The organism is Mesorhizobium sp. M1B.F.Ca.ET.045.04.1.1, assembly GCF_003952465.1.
Lineage (GTDB): Bacteria > Pseudomonadota > Alphaproteobacteria > Rhizobiales > Rhizobiaceae > Mesorhizobium > Mesorhizobium shonense.
Genome location: NZ_CP034448.1, coordinates 1,506,821 through 1,527,699, shown reverse-complemented (window position 1 = coordinate 1,527,699; position 20,879 = coordinate 1,506,821). Strand labels below are relative to the sequence as shown.

Here is a 20,879-nt window from a genome sequence, read left to right as displayed (position 1 = left end):
CGCGCGCATGATTGGCTTGGCCGAGGGCGAAATCATGCGTGGCCTGTCAGGGTGGCGGTCGGTTAGACTTGTCATGCTGCCAGTTCTCGTCGCCCTCACTGCTTGCAAAGCCGACCTCTACACGCAATTGCAAGAGCGTGAGGCAAATGAAATGCTCGCACTTCTTGAAGACAACGGGGTCGCCGCGATCCGGGTGGTCGCCAAGGATGGAACCAGCACGATCCAGGTTGACGAAAAGCTGCTCGCCTTCTCAATCAACCTTCTGAACGCCAAGGGGCTGCCGCGCCAATCCTTCAAGAACCTCGGTGAGATATTCCAAGGATCAGGCCTGATTGCCTCGCCGACCGAAGAGCGTGCCCGTTACGTGTATGCCCTGAGCGAAGAGTTGTCGCGGACGATCAGCGATATCGATGGCGTTTTTTCTGTACGTGTTCACGTCGTGCTGCCGCATAACGACCTTGTGCGAGCCGGTGCCACGCCATCCTCGGCCTCGGTGTTTATCAGGCACGACGCAAAAACAAATGTCGCGGCTCTGCTGCCAAAGATAAAGATGCTTGTAGCCGACAGCATCGAAGGCCTGTCCTACGATAAGGTGGAAGTGGTTTTGGTGCCGGTAGAACGGTCCGCACACGAGCAACGGCCCGATCCGACTGCTGTTTTGCCACAAGCATCACTACCTCTTCCTGCGCCACTTCTGGCGACCGTAACAGGTTTTGCCGCAGCCGTATTCGCCGTGGCCTGTTATCTCTTGATCGGCGTTGTTACGCGTCGGCGCAAGCAATCAACCGGCGTTTCCAAGGTCGAGGGGCGCCGGGATGCTTCTGCTGTCGAGGCCATTCGCAAAAGAATGCCTGCAATTGGACGTGGGTGACATCTCATTGCCAATGCCTATACAGACCGCCCGACCTGATGGTCCGCACTTTCCGGGCGCGAGCGAGCTTGCGGCTTCGGCCCATCCAACCCGTCTTGCGGCGCGTCTTGATCCAGCGTTATCGGCCGAAACGTTAGTGAAGTTGCAGAAGTGTTCCAGACTGCATCCAAGGCTGGCAGAATTGCTGGGCAACGATGACGTGGATCTGAACCACATCGGCTGCAGGCCGGACCTTCTACGCGGGCATGATCCATATCGAGCGGCCCTTCTTGCTGGTAGTATCTGGCATGCCCGTTCGCTGGTCGCGTTTGTCTCTCAGCCTGAGCTTGCCATCCTTGTTAAACGCATCGGCGTGGATGCACACGCATTCGGAATCCGACACCTGCTGCATGCTGTTGACAAAAGACTGATCTCGGACCCAGAAAAACTCGCTCAGCAAATCGAATACGATGGACACGCATGTCTTGGAGCTTGGCTCCAGGACAGTTCAGCGACCGAGCGTAACCGCGTGCTTCTTCGATTGCCCGAGGGGACTGCCGCGGAGACTCCAGCACATGAGCATTGGACCGCCGCCGGCCAATTGCTTTCACTTGTAGTAGCTCATTTTGAGACAGAGACCCCGGTGAAATGACAGTCGAACTTTCCGAGGGGCCAATAGCGCCGCAGATGCGTCCAGTCGGACCACTGATACCCGCGAGCGAGCTCGAAACCTGGCACAGCGCCGCGCAAGCCCTTGCCGCGGCAGAACGGCATCGGCAGCGCGTTCGAAACTGGGCACGCGCGGTTTACCAGCGGGCGTGGGCGCGCGGCCACATGGAGGGCTCGAATGCAGGCACCGAGGAGATGGCAGGGTTGATTGCGGAGACAATCTCCGAAATCGCGCGACGAAAGGCGGCTCTGGAGCAGGAATTGCCGCAGCTCGTGATGGAAATATTGAGCGATCTTATCGGCGCTTTCGATCCGGGCGAGCTATTGGTGAGGGCTGTTCGTCACGCCATAGAGTGTCAATACAGCGGCGCCGACGTTTGCCTTCATGTTTCTCCCATGCAAGTCGACATGCTTGCACGAGAGTTTGCTCGATGCGACGGCCAGGATGGTCGACCAAGGGTGCGGATCGAGCCCGACCCGACATTGTCGCCGCAACGCTGCGTGCTGTGGAGCGAGTACGGCAATGTTGACCTTGGACTTGACGCCCAGATGCGCGCGCTGCGCCTTGGTTTCGGGACGCTCTGTGAGAAAGGCGAGCTATGAGAAAGCCCGTCCCAGAACATAACGCTGACGCCGACACTCGAGCTCTCGTTCCAGCAATCTCGTCTTTGAGGGCTGCGGCCAAGCGAATTGACACGCGTGCGGTGCGCGGTCGGATCACGCGGGCTATCGGCACACTGGTTCATGCCGTCTTGCCAGACACTCGTATTGGGGAACTTTGCCTCCTAGAGGACCCGCGAACCGGGCTGTCGCTCGAGGCCGAGGTGATCGGCCTGTCGGGTGATGGTGTATTGCTGACACCGATCGGGGACTTGGTGGGCCTATCCAGCCGCGCAGAGGTCGTGGCCACTGGCCGAATGCGTGAGGTGCCCGTCGGCGGCGATTTGCTCGGTCGCGTGATCGACAGTCGTTGCCGCCCATTGGACGGCAAAGGCGAAATCAAGACCGTCGAAACTCGGCCCCTGCATGGCAGAGCCCCCAATCCGATGACGAGGCGCATGATTGAGCGGCCATTCCCGCTTGGGGTCCGTGTCCTCGATGGTCTGCTGACGTGCGGCGAGGGCCAGCGGATCGGGATTTATGGCGAGCCAGGTGGTGGCAAGTCGACGCTGTTGTCACAGATCGTAAAGGGTGCCGCCGCTGACGTCGTCATAGTGGCGCTCATAGGCGAACGTGGACGGGAAGTTCGTGAATTCATCGAAAGGAATCTTGGTGAAGAGGGCCTTCTCCGTACGGTCGTCGTGGTTGAAACATCCGACCGCTCGGCGGTAGAGCGTGCGCAATGCGCTCCAATGGCGACTGCGCTCGCGGAATATTTCCGCGATCAAGGCCTACGCGTTGCTCTCATGCTGGATTCGCTGACGCGCTTCTGCCGCGCTATGCGCGAAATAGGCCTTGCTGCGGGTGAGCCGCCGACGCGACGGGGCTTTCCTCCTTCCGTTTTTGGCATGCTGCCAGGCCTGCTCGAGCGCGCCGGCATGGGTGAGCGGGGCTCAATCACGGCCTTCTATACGGTGCTTGTAGAGGGTGATGGCACGGGTGATCCAATCGCCGAGGAATCGCGTGGTATTCTCGATGGCCATGTCATCCTCTCACGCGCTATTGCGGCGCGATCGCATTTCCCCGCTATTGATGTGCTGCAGAGTCGCAGCCGCGTCATGGATGCAGTCGTTTCGGGGACACATCGCAAGGCAGCATCCATTTTCCGCGAGCTCCTGTCGCGCTATGCCGAGACCGAGTTCTTGATCAATGTTGGCGAATACAAGCCAGGTGGAGATCCCCTGACTGACCGGGCTGTCGCGTCAATCGACGAACTGAGGGAGTTTCTGCGCCAGAGCGAAGATGACGCGTCAGATTTCGAGGAGACGGTCGCATGGATGTCGCGTCTGACCGCGTAAACTGGATTCAGTCTTCGAGGTTACGGCTTCTGAAGGAAATGCAAGAGCGTCGTGCCCTTGGCGAGCTGTCCAAGAAGGAAGCCCAGCGCGATGTGGCCGCCTCAGCCGTACAAAATGCCTCTAGGGAGCTTGCAATGATACAGCAACATTGTTCAAGAAAAGAAGCAGCGCTCTATCAGCATCTGATGTCACTCGACAACTTGTCTAGCGCAGCGCTCGACCGTCACCGCCTTCACACTGAACAACTTGCCGCTGAGATCAATTCCAGACGGCAGATGCTTGATGATACCCAAATCGCTCAAGAGGAGGCTGAGATGGCGGCGTCCAGGACGAGGGAGCTATGGGTCATATGTTCGGCGGCAAGGGACAAATGGCAACAAATCGAGGACGACGTGCGGCGCGCCGTCGAGACTCATTCGGAGGCCGCAGCCGAGATCGAGGCCGACGATGAGATACTGCTGAAATATGCGAGGGGGTCGCTTGCCTAAATGCCGCGCAACCGGATCCGACGGTCGCAAGAGGTCGTCCGAATGACACGACCGTGCAGTCTTTGATAGGCGCTGCGGTCACACCCGCCATGTTCGAACCAGTTCTGAAACTGTCCCACACGGTTGTCTCGTGGCTCAATGATACAGCAGCGCCGCGCACGCCGTTTCAAAGCCGGATCAACGAGGTGCCGCTATCGGTGCGAACGGCAGGGCTTGTCTGGCAGCAGGAACCTGCTGCCATTCCGATGCTTGACTGCGTCTGGAGAGTGGGAGCCGAAACGGTCATCTTGTCACTGTCGCGCCCGCTCGTAGAGGAGTTCATCACGACAGTGCAGAACGGCTTGGCCTTCCCTTCCGAGCCAACTGCTTCGCTAATTCTCGAACTCGCTCTGGAGCCGCTTGTCACTCGACTGGAGGAGACGACGCGTCTGAACGTGCAACTCGTGCGGGTATGCGAAGCCACGATGCTGGCTCCTCATCTTGAACTCGACATCATTTTCGGCGCGGTCAAGGGCAAGGGCCGTCTATTCCTGTTCACGCCACTTGACGGCTTAGTACCGCCTGCGTTTCGCGCGCTAGGCGAACTGCTTGCCCAGTTGCCGCGGCAGCTGGGCGGGCTGCCTCCAGAGCTCCCGCTCATTGTTGCAGGAGAGGTCGGCACGCTTCGCCTTCCTGCGGCGCTTCTTCGAAGCGCATGTGTCGGTGATGCATTGTTGCCCGATATTGCGCCGTTCGGCCGCGGCCAGATCACCCTAGCTGTCGGCCAGTTGTGCGCCGAGGCGGATCTTGACGGCGATGAATTAATCTTGCGGGGGCCTTTCCGCCCGCGACCGTGTCCTTTGGAGAGTGCGCATATGACACAACCCGGATCGCAACTGGAGCTTACTAAGGATCTCGACGATGTCGAGATCGTGCTTGTCTTTGAATGCGGCCGCTGGCCTATTTCTCTTGGGGAATTAAGAAGTGCCGGCGAAGGGCATATTTTTGAACTTGGATGGCCGATCGACGGCCCGGTCGACATAGTGGCCAATGGTCAGCGTATCGGGCGTGGCGACATTGTCCGCATCGGAGAAGAGCTGGGCATCAGGCTCCGTGGCGGGTTTGCATGCAATGAGTGAAGCTCAGCCGACAATCCTGGCGCTTCTTGCGGTTACCGCCGGACTCGGTCTGCTGGTTTTAGCAGTTGCCACGACAACGGCCTTTGTAAAGGTATCAATTGTTCTTTTCCTCGTCCGCAATGCGCTCGGGACCCAGACCATACCACCCAATGTGGTGCTGTACGCCGCGGCGATGATCCTCACTATGTTCGTTAGTGCGCCCGTTGCTGAGCAGACCTATGACCGCATGTCGGATCCCAAGCTCCACTATCAGACATTCGACGACTGGGTAAGCGCCGCTAAAGCCGGAAGTGAGCCCTTGCGCGAGCATCTCAAGAAATTCACAAATGAAGAGCAGCGGCGATTTTTCCTATCTTCGACAGAAAAGGTCTGGCCAGAGGAAATGCACGCTGCAGCCACGCCTGATGACTTTGCAATACTTGTACCATCTTTCTTGCTATCAGAATTGAAGCGCGGATTTGAGATAGGATTTCTACTTTATCTGCCTTTTATTGTTATAGATCTGATAGTGACAACTATCTTGATGGCAATGGGTATGTCGATGGTCTCACCAACTGTTATATCTGTCCCGTTCAAGATCTTCTTGTTTGTTGCCATTGATGGTTGGTCAAAATTGATGCATGGGCTTGTGCTGAGTTATACGTTACCGGGAGGCTGATCATCACTGAATCCAGCATCATTACTCTTATGAGCCAATCACTGGTGGTTTTCATGATCTGGATTCTACCGCCGCTCATTGCATCAGTGGTTGTCGGCCTCGTCATCGGCATCCTCCAGGCGGCGACGCAGATCCAGGATGAAAGCTTGCCGCTCACCGTGAAGCTTCTGGTCGTTGTCGCGGTGATTGGGCTGTTTGCTCCTGTGCTAAGCGCCCCGCTCATAGAGCTAGCCGATCAGATCTTCACCGAGTTTCCCGCAATGACACTTAGCTACTAGTCCGCCCCATGGACGCGCCATCGGCCGATATTCAAATTCTGATCCAGACGGCTCTCGAACTCGTCGTTGCGGCAGGTCTTGGGGCAGCCCGCGCGATGGGCATCATGCTGATCTTTCCCGTATTCACACGCTCGCAGATCAGTGGGCTGATCCGGGGCTGTTTGGCTGTTGGCTTCGCACTACCATGCCTGGCACACGTCAGCGGCGGATTGCCGGCGCTGGATCCTGATACGCGCCTGATCCAGCTAACCCTGCTCGGATTCAAGGAAGTTTTTGTCGGTGTACTCCTTGGCACTTTTCTTGGCATTCCGCTTTGGGGCCTTCAGGCTGCCGGGGAGCTTATCGACAACCAACGCGGCATCAGCAGCCCGACCGCTTCGGCCGATCCCGCGACGAACAGTCAGGCTTCCGCGATGGGCGTTTTTCTGGGGATCACTGCGATTGCCATATTCGTCGGATCAGGAGGCCTGGAAACTTTGATCAGTGTCCTGTACCGCAGCTACTTGATCTGGCCGGTGTATCAGTTTCACCCGACACTGAGTGGGCCAGGAGCAATGGAGTTGTTGGGGCTTCTCGACAGCATAATGCGCACGGCATTATTGGTATCGGGGCCTGTCGTGTTCTTCCTGATACTGATTGATATATCGATGATGCTGCTGCGTCGCTTTGCCCCGCAATTTAAGGCGAGCCAACTGTCTCCGGCAATCAAGAACATTGTCTTTCCAGTTCTCATGGTCACCTACGCTGCCTATCTGGTGGAGAGCATGAAACTGGAGGTCACACGTGCCAACGGCGTGCTGGAGTGGTTCGACAAATTGCTGCCATGAGCGACACAAGTGAAGAGAAGACACACGCCGCCAGCCCGAAGAAGTTAAGTGAAGCGCGCAAAAAAGGACAGCTGCCACGTAGCTCCGATTTCGTCCGCGCGGTCGGGACTTGCGCTGGGCTCGGCTACCTTTGGCTAAGAGGCAGCGTGATCGAGGACAAATGCCGGGAAGCGCTCCTATTAGCCACCAAGTTGCAGAGCCTACCTTTCGATACCGCGGTGCCGCAGGCATTGGTTGTGCTCGTCCAACTCACAGTCGCGGCTGTTGGCCCGCTGCTTGGAACCCTTGTCGCCGCGGTGATTTTGGCCAGCCTGCTAGCCAATGGTGGATTTGTCTTCTCTCTGGAGCCGATGAAGCTCAGCTTTAAGAAAATTGACCCCTTTGAAGGGCTGAAGCGCTTGGGGTCTGCTCGTTCCATGGTCGAAGTCTGCAAGACCATGTTCAAGGTATTGGTTCTCAGCGCAACCTTTTCCATTGTCCTTCTCGGGATGTGGAAGACAATGGTCCCTCTGCCGATCTGCGGCATGGGCTGTGTTGGCCTCATCTTTATGGAGACAAAATTGCTGATGGGAATTGGCGCCGGCGCACTGCTGGTCGGCGGACTGATCGATCTTCTGCTCCAGCGCGCGTTGTATCTGCGCGAAATGCGCATGACCAATACCGAAGTGACGCGCGAGTCGAAGGATCAGCAAGGAGCGCCAGAGTTGAAAGGTGAACAGCGTCGCATCCGCGAGGAGGCGGCCGACGAGCCTGCGCTTGGCGTGCATCGCGCCACGCTGGTCTTAACAGGAAGGGCGGTCCTGATCGGTCTGCGTTACGTTCGCGGTGAAACCGGGGTGCCGTTCTTAGTTTGCCGTGCCGAAGGTGAGCGCGTTTCACATGTGTTGAGCGAGGCGCGGGCACTACGCCTGACGATCGTCCATGACCATGTCTTAGCGCGTCAGCTGATAGGCACTACAAAACTCGGCCACGCGGTTCCTATGCAATATTTCCAGCCTGTCGCGAAAGCATTCTTTGCCGCAGGCTTGGCCTAGTCATTGGAAGTCCACGACTGCCCAGTTCAAAACTGACCTGGCTCCATGCTAGTGGCAAATGTCGGCTGGCCATCCGTGCCCCAGTGTCTCTGTCAGGCCAACCGCGCAACCGCGGGCCTGGGGCAATCACTCCCCTCGGATCTGCCACCCAGCAACTACGGCAAGTCCTCCGGGCATGACCTTGCAGCCTCTGCTGGCCGGTGCGTGGCGCAGTCCGAGGTTTTGAGGCCGGCAGTGCGGATTTGATTGGTGCAGCCGTTGGAATGCCCTCGTCAGCTAGTCGTCAACTAAGCGCCCTATGTTGAACAGCCGTGCTAACTTGAGCTCGGTTGCGAAACATAGGAGTACGAATCGTCATGTATGGTCGAATTGGTGGCTCATCCGATAGTTACCGCGCGCATAATGCCGGCGAGCAATCGGATGCAGGAAGCGAAGGGTTCGCGGACACATTTGCCCGAATGCACTTATCCGGATCGGAAGGTAGCGGCGCCTCATCATCGGCGGCTCCCCAAGCATACTCCCTCAATTCCCGACCTCCTGTGGTGGAGATCAACAGGACTTCCTTCAGGAGACAGGTGAGGCAATTTCATGGTGATGAAATCACGCACATCGCCGACAATCCTCAAGAGTATTCGGAGTTCGTATCGTCACGAGCCAGGCGCACCGCGGACGTTGCTCAGCAATATGGCATCCGTCGAGATACGGAGCACGCGCGATATTTCAGTTACCAATTGGGAGACCGGAGTGCCGGACTGCTGAGAATGGAAGGCGGATTCAGCATGAACGAGTTCGAATCGGAAAGTTGGCGGGAACAATTTCCTGGTCGAACTGAGGTCACTTCCATAGTGGATCTTCAAGTCGCCCATCCGCTCGTCGAAAATGCGGGCGATATTCTGCTGGAGCATCAACTTCGGATAGACGGCGACCGACCGTTGCTGAATTGGCGTGCGGCTAATCCGGAAGCACAAGCGCGCGCGCAGACGATGGGGTTTGTTGAAGTGGATCATGGCGACCTGGTGCTTGACCCTACGCAGCATCCCGACAAATGGACGAAGAACAGTGCCGGTGAGTGGCAGCGTGCAGGCAAACCTCCACTCTATCTCCACAAAACCGAGGATAGCGACAGCAGCGATAGCGGGTCCGACGACGATTTCATGTGATTTGTCGACCCGCCGCCGAGCCTTGCAACTGGTGACGGTTGCAAGGCTGTTGGCAGTGAATGCTAATTGTCCGGCGACAGCCCCGCCTTAGCGCCAGCGCCGCCGAGCAATCCAGCCCATCTCCCAGACAATAAACTGCGGATGCGCATCGTGGGTGCTTGCGAGCGGATTGTATTCGGGCCGGAACTCCGCCTCTTGGAACCGAGCTCTCCCGAATCCAATTTTCTCCACCACACCGTTGGGTCGTTGCGATGCGCCGATCCCGATCGGATCGGCTATGCCTGCTCCGCGCTCGCAGGAAGACCTTCCGCCTCGATCTTGGCGGCGCGATCTCGGCGATAAGTTGGATGGGAGGCAAGATACGCCGCCACGTCAACAGCCGGTAACGCGACATCGCAAATCGGCCCTGACGGTAGCCGATCGACTCCAATCGCCGGACCGCAACTCGCGCAGCGGCATTCGCGGTTTGGCCAGGAGAAATGCTCGCTGACTCACAGCGTGGCCGGCCGCATTCTGAGTGCCCTGTCATGCAGCCTGCGCCGACGGGAGCTCGGCACGCGAATGGCGTGGTTGGCGGCCAAGCCCTGAGGTCAACAAGGACTTACAGAAAGCGGGGGTGAGTTTGCCGCGATGAATTATGACCTTCTCGCGACCGGACCTAGCATCGGCTTCCTCTCGCTCTCGATTGTAGCCGCGCTGTTCGTTGGATTTAACGTGGCAAGCGGTGAATTCGGAATCAGCCAGCCCTTCCAAGTTTCTGGCCATGACGGGGCGACTCGTGTGGATGTGCACCCACATCGGGCTCGGCATCGCACCATTGACCAGCATCTTGGGCTGCAGCTTCATCTCAAACAGCTTTCCTGGCTCGCCACGCAGCGCGACCGGTGCCTCCGGCGGCATCAATTCGTCGGCATTGCACAAATGTTCCAGGTATTTTTGCGCCGGAAATGCGTAGGTCTTCATGCAATCAGTCGTAATGCCGGCTTTTCCTTCATTCAATGCGTTGGCCTGTCCCAGCACCATGTTCAGCAACCCTTTGAGCTGGTCTGTGCGTTCGTGCACTTTGGGTAGCTGGGTGGAGGTGAGTAGCAGGCGTACATTACGCCCCTGCAACCCGGCGAGACAGGTTTGCATCTCAATGGCCTGGGCTCGCAGGTACTGGGCCACATCGTCCACGACCTTACCGGCCTCCTCAGGCTTCATCTGGCGCACTTGGGAGACGACGCTTTGCTGACCGGCCAGATCGAACTGCAAAAGTTCGTCCAATCGTTTGAGCCGCTCCGTCAATACCTCCATTGACAACGCGGCGCCCCCGATTGTCGAGCCTGCCCCCGACGAACTCGCAGCCACCTCTTGCGCTCTCACCTGTGTACTCGCAACTTGATCCGAGCGCGCGAGAACCTTGGCTGCTGGCACTGTGCCGGCGTTCGCAGCGACTGGTGTTGATGGCTGCCCGGCGGCAGAAGTCCCGGCGCGAGCTGCCGACTTATGCTTTGACTTCCCTTTCCTTCGCGCTGTAGTGCCTTCTGACACTGCAGCCGTACCAGCAGTGCCAGCCGGTATCGCAGCGCCTGCCCTGGCCGGCATCGCAGCGCCCGCCTGGGCCTGTGGCGCCATGATGGCTGACGGCGGAGACTGCAGGTTCAACAAGTGCATGGCATCGTGCGCAGTGATCCATGCATCGTCCACGATCCGTTCGAACAGTTTCAATGGGAGGCCGGCATCTGGGTAGGTATGGCTTAGCTTGGTATGCACCTCGTGCAACGCCAATCCAAAATCCGAAAGCCGCTCCATGATTTTTTCTACAACCGCGCAATCATGAGCGTTGAGTGTTTTGCCATCATCCATTATGCCCTTCGCCAAAGAGAGGGCGCGAAGAGCTTCTTGAGCGGCGCTTGCCATCAGCTGCACCACTCCATTTCGACCGACGAGGAGTTCCTTCAAATCTGGCTCGAACCTGCTCGCCCGCAGTTCAATCTTGGCCCGCGCAAGACCGATCCGCTCACGGACCAGCCAGATCCTGACACTCAGTACCGAGCCGGCACGCAGCCGCAGTGCGCACCGCTCGGCTTCCCGCATCACGGGCGTTCCACTGGATAGGCTAGCGGTGGCAGCGCAGGCGGATCGCTGCCGTTCGGAGCGCCATGCCTTTTTTTCCCACCACTTAATTGCCGCCGTATGGTGGTTCTCCACATTTAAAATCAACAGCTCCTGCCGGTCCGCCTGGGAGTAGGAGTAGAGTTTATCGACCATACCTGCCGCTTTCTTGGTCTTTTTGTCCAATTTCGTGATCGTCGACAGGCCAAGTTTGTCTACTTCATTCGCGGCGTCGCACACGATCTGGCAACATCTACGCACCTTGTCGTCTGGCATAATTGTCTGCGCCTCAGCCGCAGGCAGGCTAGCGCGGTACTCCAGAATTGCTGAGGCTGCATCGACGACCCGACTGATCAGCTCCACCGCCTCCTCGGGGACGTCGGTTTTCCTGGCCGCAGCCTCGCAATCAGTCAGTTGTTGAACAAGACTGTTCATTCTGAGCTGTGTCGGACTGATATCTTCATTTGACGATGAGCTGGTGCCTTCCACCTGCGCGGTTGATAGTTGGCTACCGACCGGCGCCATGGCTTCGCCCTCAGACATGGAGGGAGAACCGCGCCGCCTTGCGGCTGCGCCACGTGGCGCTACGGTTCCGCGTGGTGGCGCAGCGGCTCCACGTCGCGGTGTGTTCAGGATTTGATCTTCGCCAATCGAGGCGCCTGGCAGACTTTCGCGGGCATCGCCTGGACCGCGCGCAACTGGAAGGGAGGAGGGCCTCCTATCGGCGTCCCCAGAGCGCATCTGCTCCACAACGGAATCGAATGACTGTCCACCTTCTCCCGCAGCAAGACTTGATTGCGAAAGGGAACTGCTCGCCCGCCCCGCGCGGCTGGCTCCAGTTTCAGCCTGCGATTTCCGTGGTCGGCCAATGCCCTTCATATTGCGTCTCCGTAGTAGGCGAGAATGTGCTGCTATTGTGCTGGCGGCTGACGAGACCAGCGGCATCTTTCGGTTAACGTCACGGTCAGCCAGACCCGCGACGGCGTAATGTTCCCGCCAAAGTGCTTCTCAGTAGCAGGCCAAGATTGGCCCGAGCTCACAGGACTTTCGCAACGTTGCCATCGATGTCCTGAGATTATCAGCGCTTCAGTCCGCCGATTTCCAGGAACAGCGAATGAAATCAGACCAACTCGGCTAGCTCCCCTTCCTAGACACGTGCCTGACGATTTTATTGATGCGTCACTCCTCTCGTTCGCCACCGACAAAGTCACACATTTGCTTCAGAGAAGCGTGTGCGTTGCGTATCACGCGGACCATTTCGATCTATAGTTACAAAAAGTGTCGAGACGGGACCTTTGGATCCGAAGGTCAGGCACGGCCGGCCTAGATAGACCGCTTGGCTGACGATTAGCTGACGATGGGAGTTCTCACGAACAGGGCAAGAAAATCCGACCGCTTCAAGCTTTCGATATGGTGAGAAGAGGATCCGCACCGGCCTCCCAAAGCCGGCAGACCATCCCATGTTCGTACGGTCGCCGACCTTCTCGAAGCCAATGAGCTCACCGCGCCGGGCCGTGATGTGCAGGCGAGAGAATGGTGATGCAAAGACCGAGTTCCTGCTCGTTGCGTGCGCCCGTGGAGCCAGCAAGAATACGGTCATTGCGGTCATGCAGCACGTGGACCGTGTCTCCTGTTCGACACCACAGCATCGAGGATGCAAACGAGCTGCTGCGGCTGCCATTCGGTCGCGGCATGCGTGGACGGCGGGATTGGCCGAACAGCCGAGATCGTGGTCGACTGTTCGATGCGAGAGCAACATCCTGCAGAGCATACGTTTTTGCGCTGGCCGGTTTTTGTCAAAAGCCGTCAGGTTCTCGAAAGCTCCCGCCCTTAGCTTGATCGAGGCTAACCTTTAACACGTCGCCGCCAATGGCAAATGCCGGAGTACCTGATGATAGCAGCAATTGGGAGTGGAGTTGGCAACCTCGGGACTTCCTTGATCCGAAAGGGCCATGGGGATTCGAAATCCGAGCATTCTGGTGATGGCAAGCCGGCTGATGGCAATGATGGCAAGCCAGCTGGTGGGAATGATGGCAAGGCAGCTGGCGGGAACGATCGGGCGGATAACCGGACCGTTTCAAATGATCAACTTCAAGACAACTCACAGTCTGCAGCACAAAGTGAAGCCTTCCAAAGTATCCTGCGATCGTTCGCGTTCCAATTCGCGAACGATGCGATGGCTGAGGCCGATGAAGCTTTGGATGACACAGAAGATGCCTGACGCGGGAAATCCGGCGTGAGGTCATACAGGCCGTTATTGACGGCACAACTCCAACAGAAAAAGGAATGATCATGGCTGCAGTTGATAATAATAAAAAATCAGGCAATACCAATACCAGTAGCGCCGGCAATACCGATAAAACTAACAGTGGCACTCCCGGCAATACAAGCGGAGCTGATGCTACTGCTTTTCAGGCGCAAGTGCAGGAACTAACCAATGTTAGCTTGGAGGCGACGAAAAGGAGTGTCCAGTTGCGCACTCTAACGACCAATCTCCAGACCATCAAGAAGGCCGCCGACGAACGCGTTTCGTAATGTCGGAAGCGGGTTTTAGACTGCCCCCTAGCGCGTCTCCTTATTGACGCGACGTAGTCCCGAAATGAGCCGCATGGCAATTGCCATGCGGCTTCTATCCTGTTTGAGAGATGCTCTGTGGATGACGCCGTTTCCCTCCGTTTCGAAGTGCGTTCGGGGCACTATTGCGGTCTGACCGGCAAGACGGATCTTCAAAAGTGTTTAATCGGCAGCGGCTTCGATGCCGATTTGGTCTTTGTCGAGCAGGGACTGGCACCGCATCACCTTCGTGTAACTCTTCTTGGCAAGTCGATCGAACTGGAGGCGCTTGCACCCGGACTCAGTATCGAGGGCAACCGGAATATCGCCGCAGGCCAGTCCGTTGTTGTGCCCCTTCCTGTCGTCCTGCTCGTAGGCGAGATGTCCATTGCTTTGTCCGTGCAGGATGCAGAGCCGCCTGGTTCGACCGGCATACCGCGCCTACCGATCGGTGTGCTCGCCATGGTCATAATCAGCTCACTCGGGATCGGCGCGCTTTCAGGCACGATCTCCTATCTTGGCAATGCAAGTGGATCGAGCCCCAATTCACTTCGGGCTGAAGTCGCGTCCAGAACGATCAGTCACCGCGCTGACAATGAACTTACGGAGGCAGCGGCCCAAGAGCTGCAGGAGGAAGTCGATCGAGCGGGTCTTCTCGACGTCAAGATTGGGTCGGCAAAGGGTGTTGTGACCGCCGAAGGCACCGTCACGTCTGAATCGGTCATCAGCTGGCAGAAGCTTCAGCAATCGTTCGATCGTCGCACCAAGGGTACTCTAACACTGGTGAACGGAGTGCTCATCAAAGAGGAGAAGGCGCCATCCGCAATCGCGGTCGAAGCTGTGTGGCATGGGGTCCAACCATATATTGTCATCGACAGCGAGAAGTATTTTGTCGGCGCCATTTTGGCTGATGGATGGGTGGTCGAACGTATTGAGGACAGCCGTGTGCTGCTGAGCAGGAATGGCCGCATTGCTGCTCTCCAATATTGAAAGCTCGCAGGCCCCATCAAGCAGCACTCTATGGCCAGCCAAACATCCTGTCGCGCTCGGTGCTGACAAGCTGGCTGCGTTGGAAACATTTGCTGCCCAGCCATTTCGCGCCTGCTTGTGGCTCTCATGCAGGGTCACGCGCTGGCCAAGGCTGAGGCGCCTTCGGAGTTCGAAAGCCACGTTTCATGGCGTAACAGCAGAGTAAGTCTCAACCGATTGCAAAGGTGTCTCGATGGCCAACGTCCTGCGTGACTTCATCAAGCGTGCGCCGGCCAGCCCGGATTTAATGGTTGCGTTGATGCTGCTTCTGGCTGTCGCGATGATGGTCATGCCTATCCCGGTCGTGGTGGTCGACGCCCTGATAGGATTCAATATGGGGTTGGCCATACTGCTGATGATGGTTGCCCTGTATGTCAGTACTCCACTTGATTTTTCCTCTTTGCCCGGCGTTATTTTGATTTCCACTGTATTCCGTCTCGCGCTCACGGTCGCAACGACGCGACTGATCCTGGCCGAGGGGGAGGCCGGCAGCATTATTCATACTTTTGGCGATTTCGTCATTTCAGGCAATATCGTGGTGGGTTTCGTCATATTTCTGGTCGTCACCATGGTGCAATTCATGGTCCTCGCGAAGGGTGCCGAACGGGTGGCAGAAGTGGCGGCGCGTTTCACGCTGGATGCTCTGCCGGGCAAGCAAATGGCGGTCGACGCAGAGCTACGCAACGGCCACATCGATGCCAACGAATCCCGCCGGCGGCGCGCCGAATTGGAGAAGGAAAGCCAACTCTATGGCGCGATGGACGGCGCGATGAAATTTGTGAAGGGCGATTCCATCGCCGGGCTGGTGGTTATCTGCATCAACATGCTGGGTGGAATTTCGATCGGCCTGCTCTCCAAGGGCATGTCCTTCGGCGAGGTACTGCATCACTACACTCTGCTGACGATAGGCGATGCATTGATATCGCAGATTCCGGCCCTTCTGCTCTCCATTACTGCGGCGACCATCGTCACCCGTGTGACTGGGACGGCGAGGATCAACCTCGGTACAGAAATGGTCAGTCAGCTCACGGCCAGCACTCGAGCCTTGCGACTGGCGGCCGGCGTCCTGGTTGTAATGGGGTTCGTTCCTGGGTTTCCCCTCCCCGTCTTTCTGATGCTGGCCGCAGTGTTCGCTGCGGTAAGCATTGTCAAGGCTGATGTGCTGGGCGCCGGCACTGCCGATGCGAAAGGTGGAACTGCAGCGGAGCCTAAGCAAGCCGCGCCTGCGAAGGAATTCCCGATCGCATTTTTTCTAGCGCCAGATCTTATGCAGGCGGTCGATCAAGCCGAATTGCAAAAACATATTGGGCGCGTTTCGCTCCTGGTCACAGCCGATCTGGGCATTATCGTTCCTCGCATCCCTGTCTTGGTTGACGAGCAGCTGCCTGAATCGCAATTCCGAATTGATGTCGAGGGCGTGCCAGTCGAACAGGACGCCTTAGATCCAAACCAGATGGCGCTCCGAGCCGATGTAGCGCACGTCGACTCGAGCGGTGTCCCCCTTAGACGTGAGCCGAAAACGGACACACTCCCGGTTGAACATACCCCTGCAAAGGCCCTTACGGGCGCCGGCACGGAGCATAGGGCTCCCGGCGAACTCCTCGCCTTGCGCGTCCATGCAGCGTTGACCCGCTACGCACCGCGATTGGTGGGCATCCAAGAGACCCGACATTTCCTGGGCCGAATGGAGCAGGAATATTCTGAGCTTGTGAAAGAGGTGCTACGCACGACGCCGATTCCTCGGATTGCCGATGTTCTGCGCCGCCTCCTGGAGGAAGGTATCCCAATCCGCCACACCCGTCTCGTGTTGGAGGCATTGGCCGAATGGAGCGAGCGTGAGCAGAACGTTGCCCTGCTGACGGAATATGTCCGTTCTGGTTTGAAGCGACAGATCTGCCACCGCCATGCCAACACGGAGGGCATCGTGTCCGCCCTGGTCGTCGAGCGCGAGAGCGAGGATGTGATGCGTGGCGCGGTTCGAGATTCGGATGCAGGCCCCTATCTCGCACTGGAGGATCGGCAAAGCGAAGCGATGCTATCACAGATACGTCAGGTCCTTTCGAACGCAGAACCGGGTCAAACCCGCCCTATTCTGTTGACGTCGATGGATGTCCGACGTTTCGTCCGCGGCTTTCTGACGCGAAACGGGGTTGATCTCGCCGTGCTGTCTTATCAAGACCTCGCCTCCGACTTTACAATTCGCCCCGCAGGATCCGTCACACTCCCGCACGGATCGAACAGCGGATTGTTAGAGTAGTCCCACCTTTCCTAACTGAACGCCACGCGCCTCCCCGATAACTGAGAGATAACATGAATAGTAATACAGTTTCTCCATCGCCTATGTTTCTGCGCCGGAACTCACTTCTTTTTGCCGTACTCGCCATTCTGCCTTTGGGCGGTTGCGCCAGCTGGCAAAAGCCGGCTCTTTCCGTGCAGGAGACATCTTCCCCCGAGTTGCTCAGCGCCGATCAAATCGATCCGGCTATGCGCGAACGCATTTTGCGCGAAGTTGGTCAGGATGTTCAAGAGCGGGCTTTGCGGGATGAGGTGAAGCAGCACCCGGACAATGTTGATGCGGCGATACGACTTACAAATGCCTTGGTGGGCCAGAAGCGCCCGCACGAAGCGGTTGAGGTGCTCGACAGCGTCTTGGTTGCAGCCCCAGGAAACGTACGTGCATTGAATGCGAAGGGCGTGATTTTGGACATTGAGGGGCGGCATGACGCGGCACAGGCCCTGTATCGGCGAGCTCTCGAAAACGAGCCAGGCAATCAGATGGTGCAGCATAACTTCAATCTGTCGCTTGCCTTTAACGGCAAGTCCAAACAACCAAGGTTAGCACGATCGCAATAGGTGGGCACAGTGCATGCGCAGCCTGTTCCCCGGCTCGAACACGCGCTCGGCTCCCATCATAGATGGCCCCCTGAAGAGAGCCATATCTATGCAAAACAGTTGCTCCAGATCTGGCCGGCAGAGATCGGCAGGAGAGCCGGATGACATCACGCGGCCACCCGCAAGGCCACCCGCCTCGCTTCGTTGCCAGAGCGCCCTCTCCCTCGCCGGTCACCGTCTCGCAATGCGGCGACCTGGCTTAAGGCGGTCGACCGAGCGCCCGATGCAGTAGCCATGAATACGTAACGCAGCGATGGACCCGCCGGATCGTGTCGCGCTTGTGCTGGCCGTCCCTGCCATTACAGCACGGTGATTGTAGCTGGATCCTATTCTAGAGGCATCGATGGTGTGGATGCCTTCGATCCAAACAATCGATTTGTTGAATTCGTCCGCCTGAGGAAATTAGCTGCGGCGATCCGACTTCCGACGCCTGCAGGCGCAAAACCAACAGCGTGAGCGCTGCGGGTCCGGAGGCAGGCTGCAAAGTGCAATCACCAGCGCTGATAAGCGGCAAGTGAAGAATGTATCGCTCGGGCGACTCCTGTGTTGTGCACGGTTGCCCCGCGAGGTGAACTGTAGCAGCTTGGCAGCTCAGCGTTCACGAAAGGAGAAAAGATTTGGGGCCAAGCAAAGACCGGCTTTTTTGATTGTCTTGCTGTATCGCTATGGTGGGGCGGGCGCGACCGCTCCCATAATTCAATACGCTGCCTTTAGCGATGGACGATGACGGGATGCGTCGCCGAGACTTCAATGGTGGAGGAGCAGCGCACCCGTCGATCCATTTGCTTTCAGCGGCAACCGCCACTATGAAGCGACACTTCGCCCAACTGTGTTTCAAGCTGCCCGGAGAAGTTTATGACAGAAGAACCCCACAAGACCGACATCCTCATCGAGCTCACTGCCGATGTTGTATCAGCCTACGTCTCCAACAACCCCGTCCCGGCGGGGGAGCTTCCTGCCCTGATCGCCCAAGTGCACGGGGCTCTAAACGGCACGGCTGGACTCATACCGGCAGAAGAGCCTGTGCCTGTAAAAAAACCTGCTGTCCCGATCAAAAAGTCGATCGAACCGGACTACATCATTAGCCTTGAAGACGGCAAGAAATTCAAATCGCTAAAGCGCCATCTGGCGACGCACTATGGTCTGACCCCAGACGAATATCGCGCCAAATGGGGTCTGCCGTCGGATTATCCCATGGTGGCGCCGAATTACGCCGCTGCGCGCTCCGCCTTGGCCAAGACCATGGGACTCGGCCGCAAACCGAAAGAGCCGGAAGCCCCAGCCACGGCGCCGGCGAAACGGACCCGCAAGAAGGTCGCAGCCTAAATCCGTATCAACAGTCGTTCGGACGCGCAGCAGCCGTTGGCCCAATCTGCGCGGAATCAAAGGGCGGGGATGAGCCCCGCCTTTCCCGTCCAAGAGCCTCATTTCCAGAGTAATTCATGATGGCTCCAGCAATCCCTGCCGCGGCATTAACTTGCATGCTCCGGCCCGGGTTTCGAGCCGTCAATGCGTTCCGGCGATGACGAACCTTGCCAAGGCTTTCCCGGACCGTTAGCCAGCCTTGCTGAGGCTGCCTGCAGAGGACTTTCCCGTGCGGCGATCCTGTTCCACCTCGTAGTTGATCTTCTGGCCCTCATTAAGGGTCGACAGGCCCGCTCGTTCAACAGCGGAAATGTGGACAAAGACATCCTGACCGCCGTTGTCAGGCTGAATAAAACCAAAACCCTTCGTGCTGTTGAACCACTTCACCGTTCCAGTCGCCATATCCATTCCTTTGTAATAAGTCGCAACTTAGGCAGGCCATTCACGCCAGCCTGATTTGTACACGAGACTTTAGGCGCATCAAAATCGGAAAATTGCAAGGCCCACTCGATCGCCTGATCTCCAGCAGCAACTGCAACATATGCGAGGCGCGTGCCAGACGAGGCGTATGCCAGACGTTTCGTCGTGCGCTGTCGCTCGAACGTTGACAGAAACAATGACACACCTTGCAAACTCGGCACATCTTGTGGACGTGCTCGGGTCGCTTCTCGACTGCGATACCCGCTCCTGACCGGGTATCGTCGGCCAAAATGAGGGTTTTTGTCATGTGCCGCCAGACCGAAAGATCAGGCGCGCAGCGACCTGCACATTCAAACCGGAACCCGCGAACCTCGATTAGCTTCTGCCTGCTCCGAAGGGCGGTAGCCTGCTCTGAGGCGGGCCACTGTCGGGTTGAAAACCAACTGTCGGGTTCGGAACCCCAGATTGTCGGCAAGGTACGCGCCGCCCACTGGTTGGCCAAAGGGGCACTGGCTCCTGATCCTGCCGCCATGCTCGCCCGATCTCAACCCGATCAAGACAGGTCTGCTCAAAACTCAAGGCGCGGCTGCGGAAGAAGGCGGCCAAAACTTTCGACGCTCTCTGCGGAACTCTCGGCGATATCTGCCAGCTGTTGGAGCCAAATCAAAAACCATTAATTGCGACAGGTGATTTTATGACATTCATTGCGAAGAGGCCAGAATGAACAGCGGAAGAGAGTAGCAGCTCTCTGGCCGCGGCGAGGTGGATCGTCGACACGATCGGCACCTGGCCCGTGCGGGGATCGCACCGCAGCCAGCACCAGAGCCAGACCTTGACCGCTTGCCTTGCTCAGGCGCCACAACAACGAGTGGCTGGAAGCAGATCCACGTGAACTCAGCGATATCGATCAGACGATGCTTACCCTCATGAAAGCCGATCCCGACGCTGTCCAGCGCCGCGAAATCCTGACCAGCATATGGCGCATCGGATGCCACCGCCTGCACACTCACCATCGACATGCCGGAACTCGGAACCAAAGGCCGCAAGCCTCGCCGGCCTCGGCAAAATGGAGCGGCCGCGCCTTCATCCGGGGCGGCCGGGCCAATGTTCGCCAGGCCCTCTACATGCCCGGCCTTCGCCCTGCGCTTCAACCCCGACCTCAAGGCAAAATACCAGGCGCTAAAGGCGGCAGGCAAACCCGCAAAGGTCATCATCTTGTTGCGAAAGCTCCTCATCCTAGCAAACGCTCTCCTCAAGGCGCAGCGAAAATGGCCCCTAAAACCCTTGACCGAAACGGATACCTTAGCCTTTCAGGTGAGGCGGGCCGAGATAGACCAACCGCGGGTTTAACTTCGCGAGTTTAAGCTGATTATGCCGATGCAACTCTAGCGCCTGCGCGACCGTTTTAGCTTCCATCAACAAGGCGGCAGGGTGGGAGGAAGTACCCTCCCCTGCCGCGAACAAGCTTTGGACAAAGCCCCAC

At 57.7% G+C, this 20,879-nt stretch carries 19 protein-coding genes; 17 read left to right on the top strand and 2 right to left on the bottom strand.

All coding sequences use genetic code 11. The annotated features are described in order from the left end of the window. The first annotated feature begins 7 nt into the window (after nucleotides 1-7). The 11 genes from sctJ (at nucleotide 8) to EJ071_RS07415 (ending at nucleotide 9,040) form a co-directional block, all read left to right on the top strand. Nucleotides 8-871: a type III secretion inner membrane ring lipoprotein SctJ gene (sctJ, locus tag EJ071_RS07465; protein ID WP_024505369.1), complete on the top strand. Its 864-nt coding sequence runs from the start codon at nucleotides 8-10 to the stop codon at nucleotides 869-871. Beyond that, a complete protein-coding gene (locus tag EJ071_RS07460; RefSeq protein WP_306462680.1) occupies nucleotides 864-1,502 on the top strand; it encodes a nodulation protein NolU in 639 nt (212 codons plus the stop codon). Before sctJ ends, EJ071_RS07460 begins: the two co-directional genes overlap by 8 nt. Beyond that, complete coding sequence (gene sctL / locus EJ071_RS07455; RefSeq protein WP_024505371.1) at nucleotides 1,499-2,122, top strand: type III secretion system stator protein SctL; 624 nt, start codon at nucleotides 1,499-1,501, stop codon at nucleotides 2,120-2,122. Before EJ071_RS07460 ends, sctL begins: the two co-directional genes overlap by 4 nt. Beyond that, nucleotides 2,119-3,477: a type III secretion system ATPase SctN gene (gene sctN, locus EJ071_RS07450; RefSeq protein ID WP_024505372.1), complete on the top strand. Its 1,359-nt coding sequence runs from the start codon at nucleotides 2,119-2,121 to the stop codon at nucleotides 3,475-3,477. Before sctL ends, sctN begins: the two co-directional genes overlap by 4 nt. Next, nucleotides 3,453-3,965: a hypothetical protein gene (locus tag EJ071_RS07445; RefSeq protein ID WP_032899688.1), complete on the top strand. Its 513-nt coding sequence runs from the start codon at nucleotides 3,453-3,455 to the stop codon at nucleotides 3,963-3,965. Before sctN ends, EJ071_RS07445 begins: the two co-directional genes overlap by 25 nt. An 89-nt stretch (nucleotides 3,966-4,054) precedes the next feature. Beyond that, nucleotides 4,055-5,083 (top strand): type III secretion system cytoplasmic ring protein SctQ, encoded by a 1,029-nt coding sequence (gene sctQ, locus EJ071_RS07440; protein ID WP_095769044.1) that lies wholly within the window; start codon nucleotides 4,055-4,057, stop codon nucleotides 5,081-5,083. After that, nucleotides 5,076-5,741 carry a type III secretion system export apparatus subunit SctR gene (gene sctR / locus EJ071_RS07435; RefSeq protein WP_029354851.1) on the top strand — a complete coding sequence of 222 codons (666 nt, stop codon included), beginning with the start codon at nucleotides 5,076-5,078 and terminating at the stop codon, nucleotides 5,739-5,741. Before sctQ ends, sctR begins: the two co-directional genes overlap by 8 nt. Before the next feature lie 29 nt (nucleotides 5,742-5,770). Beyond that, nucleotides 5,771-6,019 carry an EscS/YscS/HrcS family type III secretion system export apparatus protein gene (locus EJ071_RS07430; protein WP_081714428.1) on the top strand — a complete coding sequence of 83 codons (249 nt, stop codon included), beginning with the start codon at nucleotides 5,771-5,773 and terminating at the stop codon, nucleotides 6,017-6,019. Nucleotides 6,020-6,027: 8 nt separating this feature from the next. Continuing rightward, on the top strand, nucleotides 6,028-6,846 hold the full coding sequence (gene sctT, locus EJ071_RS07425) for a type III secretion system export apparatus subunit SctT (protein WP_024505376.1): 819 nt from the start codon (nucleotides 6,028-6,030) through the stop codon (nucleotides 6,844-6,846). Beyond that, nucleotides 6,843-7,880, top strand: coding sequence for an EscU/YscU/HrcU family type III secretion system export apparatus switch protein (locus EJ071_RS07420; protein ID WP_024505377.1), 1,038 nt, complete (start codon nucleotides 6,843-6,845; stop codon nucleotides 7,878-7,880). The genes sctT and EJ071_RS07420 overlap by 4 nt, the downstream gene beginning before the upstream one ends. A 356-nt stretch (nucleotides 7,881-8,236) precedes the next feature. Then, complete coding sequence (locus tag EJ071_RS07415) at nucleotides 8,237-9,040, top strand: hypothetical protein (RefSeq protein WP_024505378.1); 804 nt, start codon at nucleotides 8,237-8,239, stop codon at nucleotides 9,038-9,040. 525 nt (nucleotides 9,041-9,565) lie between these two features. Here EJ071_RS07415 and EJ071_RS07410 read toward each other — a convergent pair. After that, complete coding sequence (locus tag EJ071_RS07410; protein ID WP_245454733.1) at nucleotides 9,566-11,680, bottom strand: hypothetical protein; 2,115 nt, start codon at nucleotides 11,678-11,680, stop codon at nucleotides 9,566-9,568. Between the two features lie 1,348 nt (nucleotides 11,681-13,028). Here EJ071_RS07410 and EJ071_RS07405 point away from each other — a divergent pair. From EJ071_RS07405 to EJ071_RS07380, 6 genes are all read left to right on the top strand, one after another. Beyond that, nucleotides 13,029-13,358 carry a hypothetical protein gene (locus EJ071_RS07405; RefSeq protein ID WP_081714433.1) on the top strand — a complete coding sequence of 110 codons (330 nt, stop codon included), beginning with the start codon at nucleotides 13,029-13,031 and terminating at the stop codon, nucleotides 13,356-13,358. 71 nt (nucleotides 13,359-13,429) lie between these two features. After that, nucleotides 13,430-13,672 carry a nodulation protein NopA gene (locus EJ071_RS39290; protein WP_224570034.1) on the top strand — a complete coding sequence of 81 codons (243 nt, stop codon included), beginning with the start codon at nucleotides 13,430-13,432 and terminating at the stop codon, nucleotides 13,670-13,672. Between the two features lie 117 nt (nucleotides 13,673-13,789). Further along, entirely contained in the window at nucleotides 13,790-14,680 is an 891-nt protein-coding gene (locus tag EJ071_RS07395) for a hypothetical protein (protein ID WP_024505382.1), read from the top strand. Between the two features lie 232 nt (nucleotides 14,681-14,912). After that, the gene (gene sctV / locus EJ071_RS07390; RefSeq protein WP_024505383.1) at nucleotides 14,913-16,976 is read left to right on the top strand and encodes a type III secretion system export apparatus subunit SctV; all 2,064 of its coding nucleotides are present in this window, start codon (nucleotides 14,913-14,915) and stop codon (nucleotides 16,974-16,976) included. A 53-nt stretch (nucleotides 16,977-17,029) separates the two neighbouring features. After that, entirely contained in the window at nucleotides 17,030-17,572 is a 543-nt protein-coding gene (locus tag EJ071_RS07385) for a tetratricopeptide repeat protein (protein ID WP_081714429.1), read from the top strand. Nucleotides 17,573-18,466: 894 nt separating this feature from the next. Further along, entirely contained in the window at nucleotides 18,467-18,937 is a 471-nt protein-coding gene (locus EJ071_RS07380) for a MucR family transcriptional regulator (RefSeq protein WP_024505385.1), read from the top strand. Nucleotides 18,938-19,165: 228 nt separating this feature from the next. Here EJ071_RS07380 and EJ071_RS07375 read toward each other — a convergent pair whose 3' ends face one another. Beyond that, complete coding sequence (locus EJ071_RS07375) at nucleotides 19,166-19,378, bottom strand: cold-shock protein (protein WP_008874821.1); 213 nt, start codon at nucleotides 19,376-19,378, stop codon at nucleotides 19,166-19,168. Nucleotides 19,379-20,879: the final 1,501 nt, after the last annotated feature.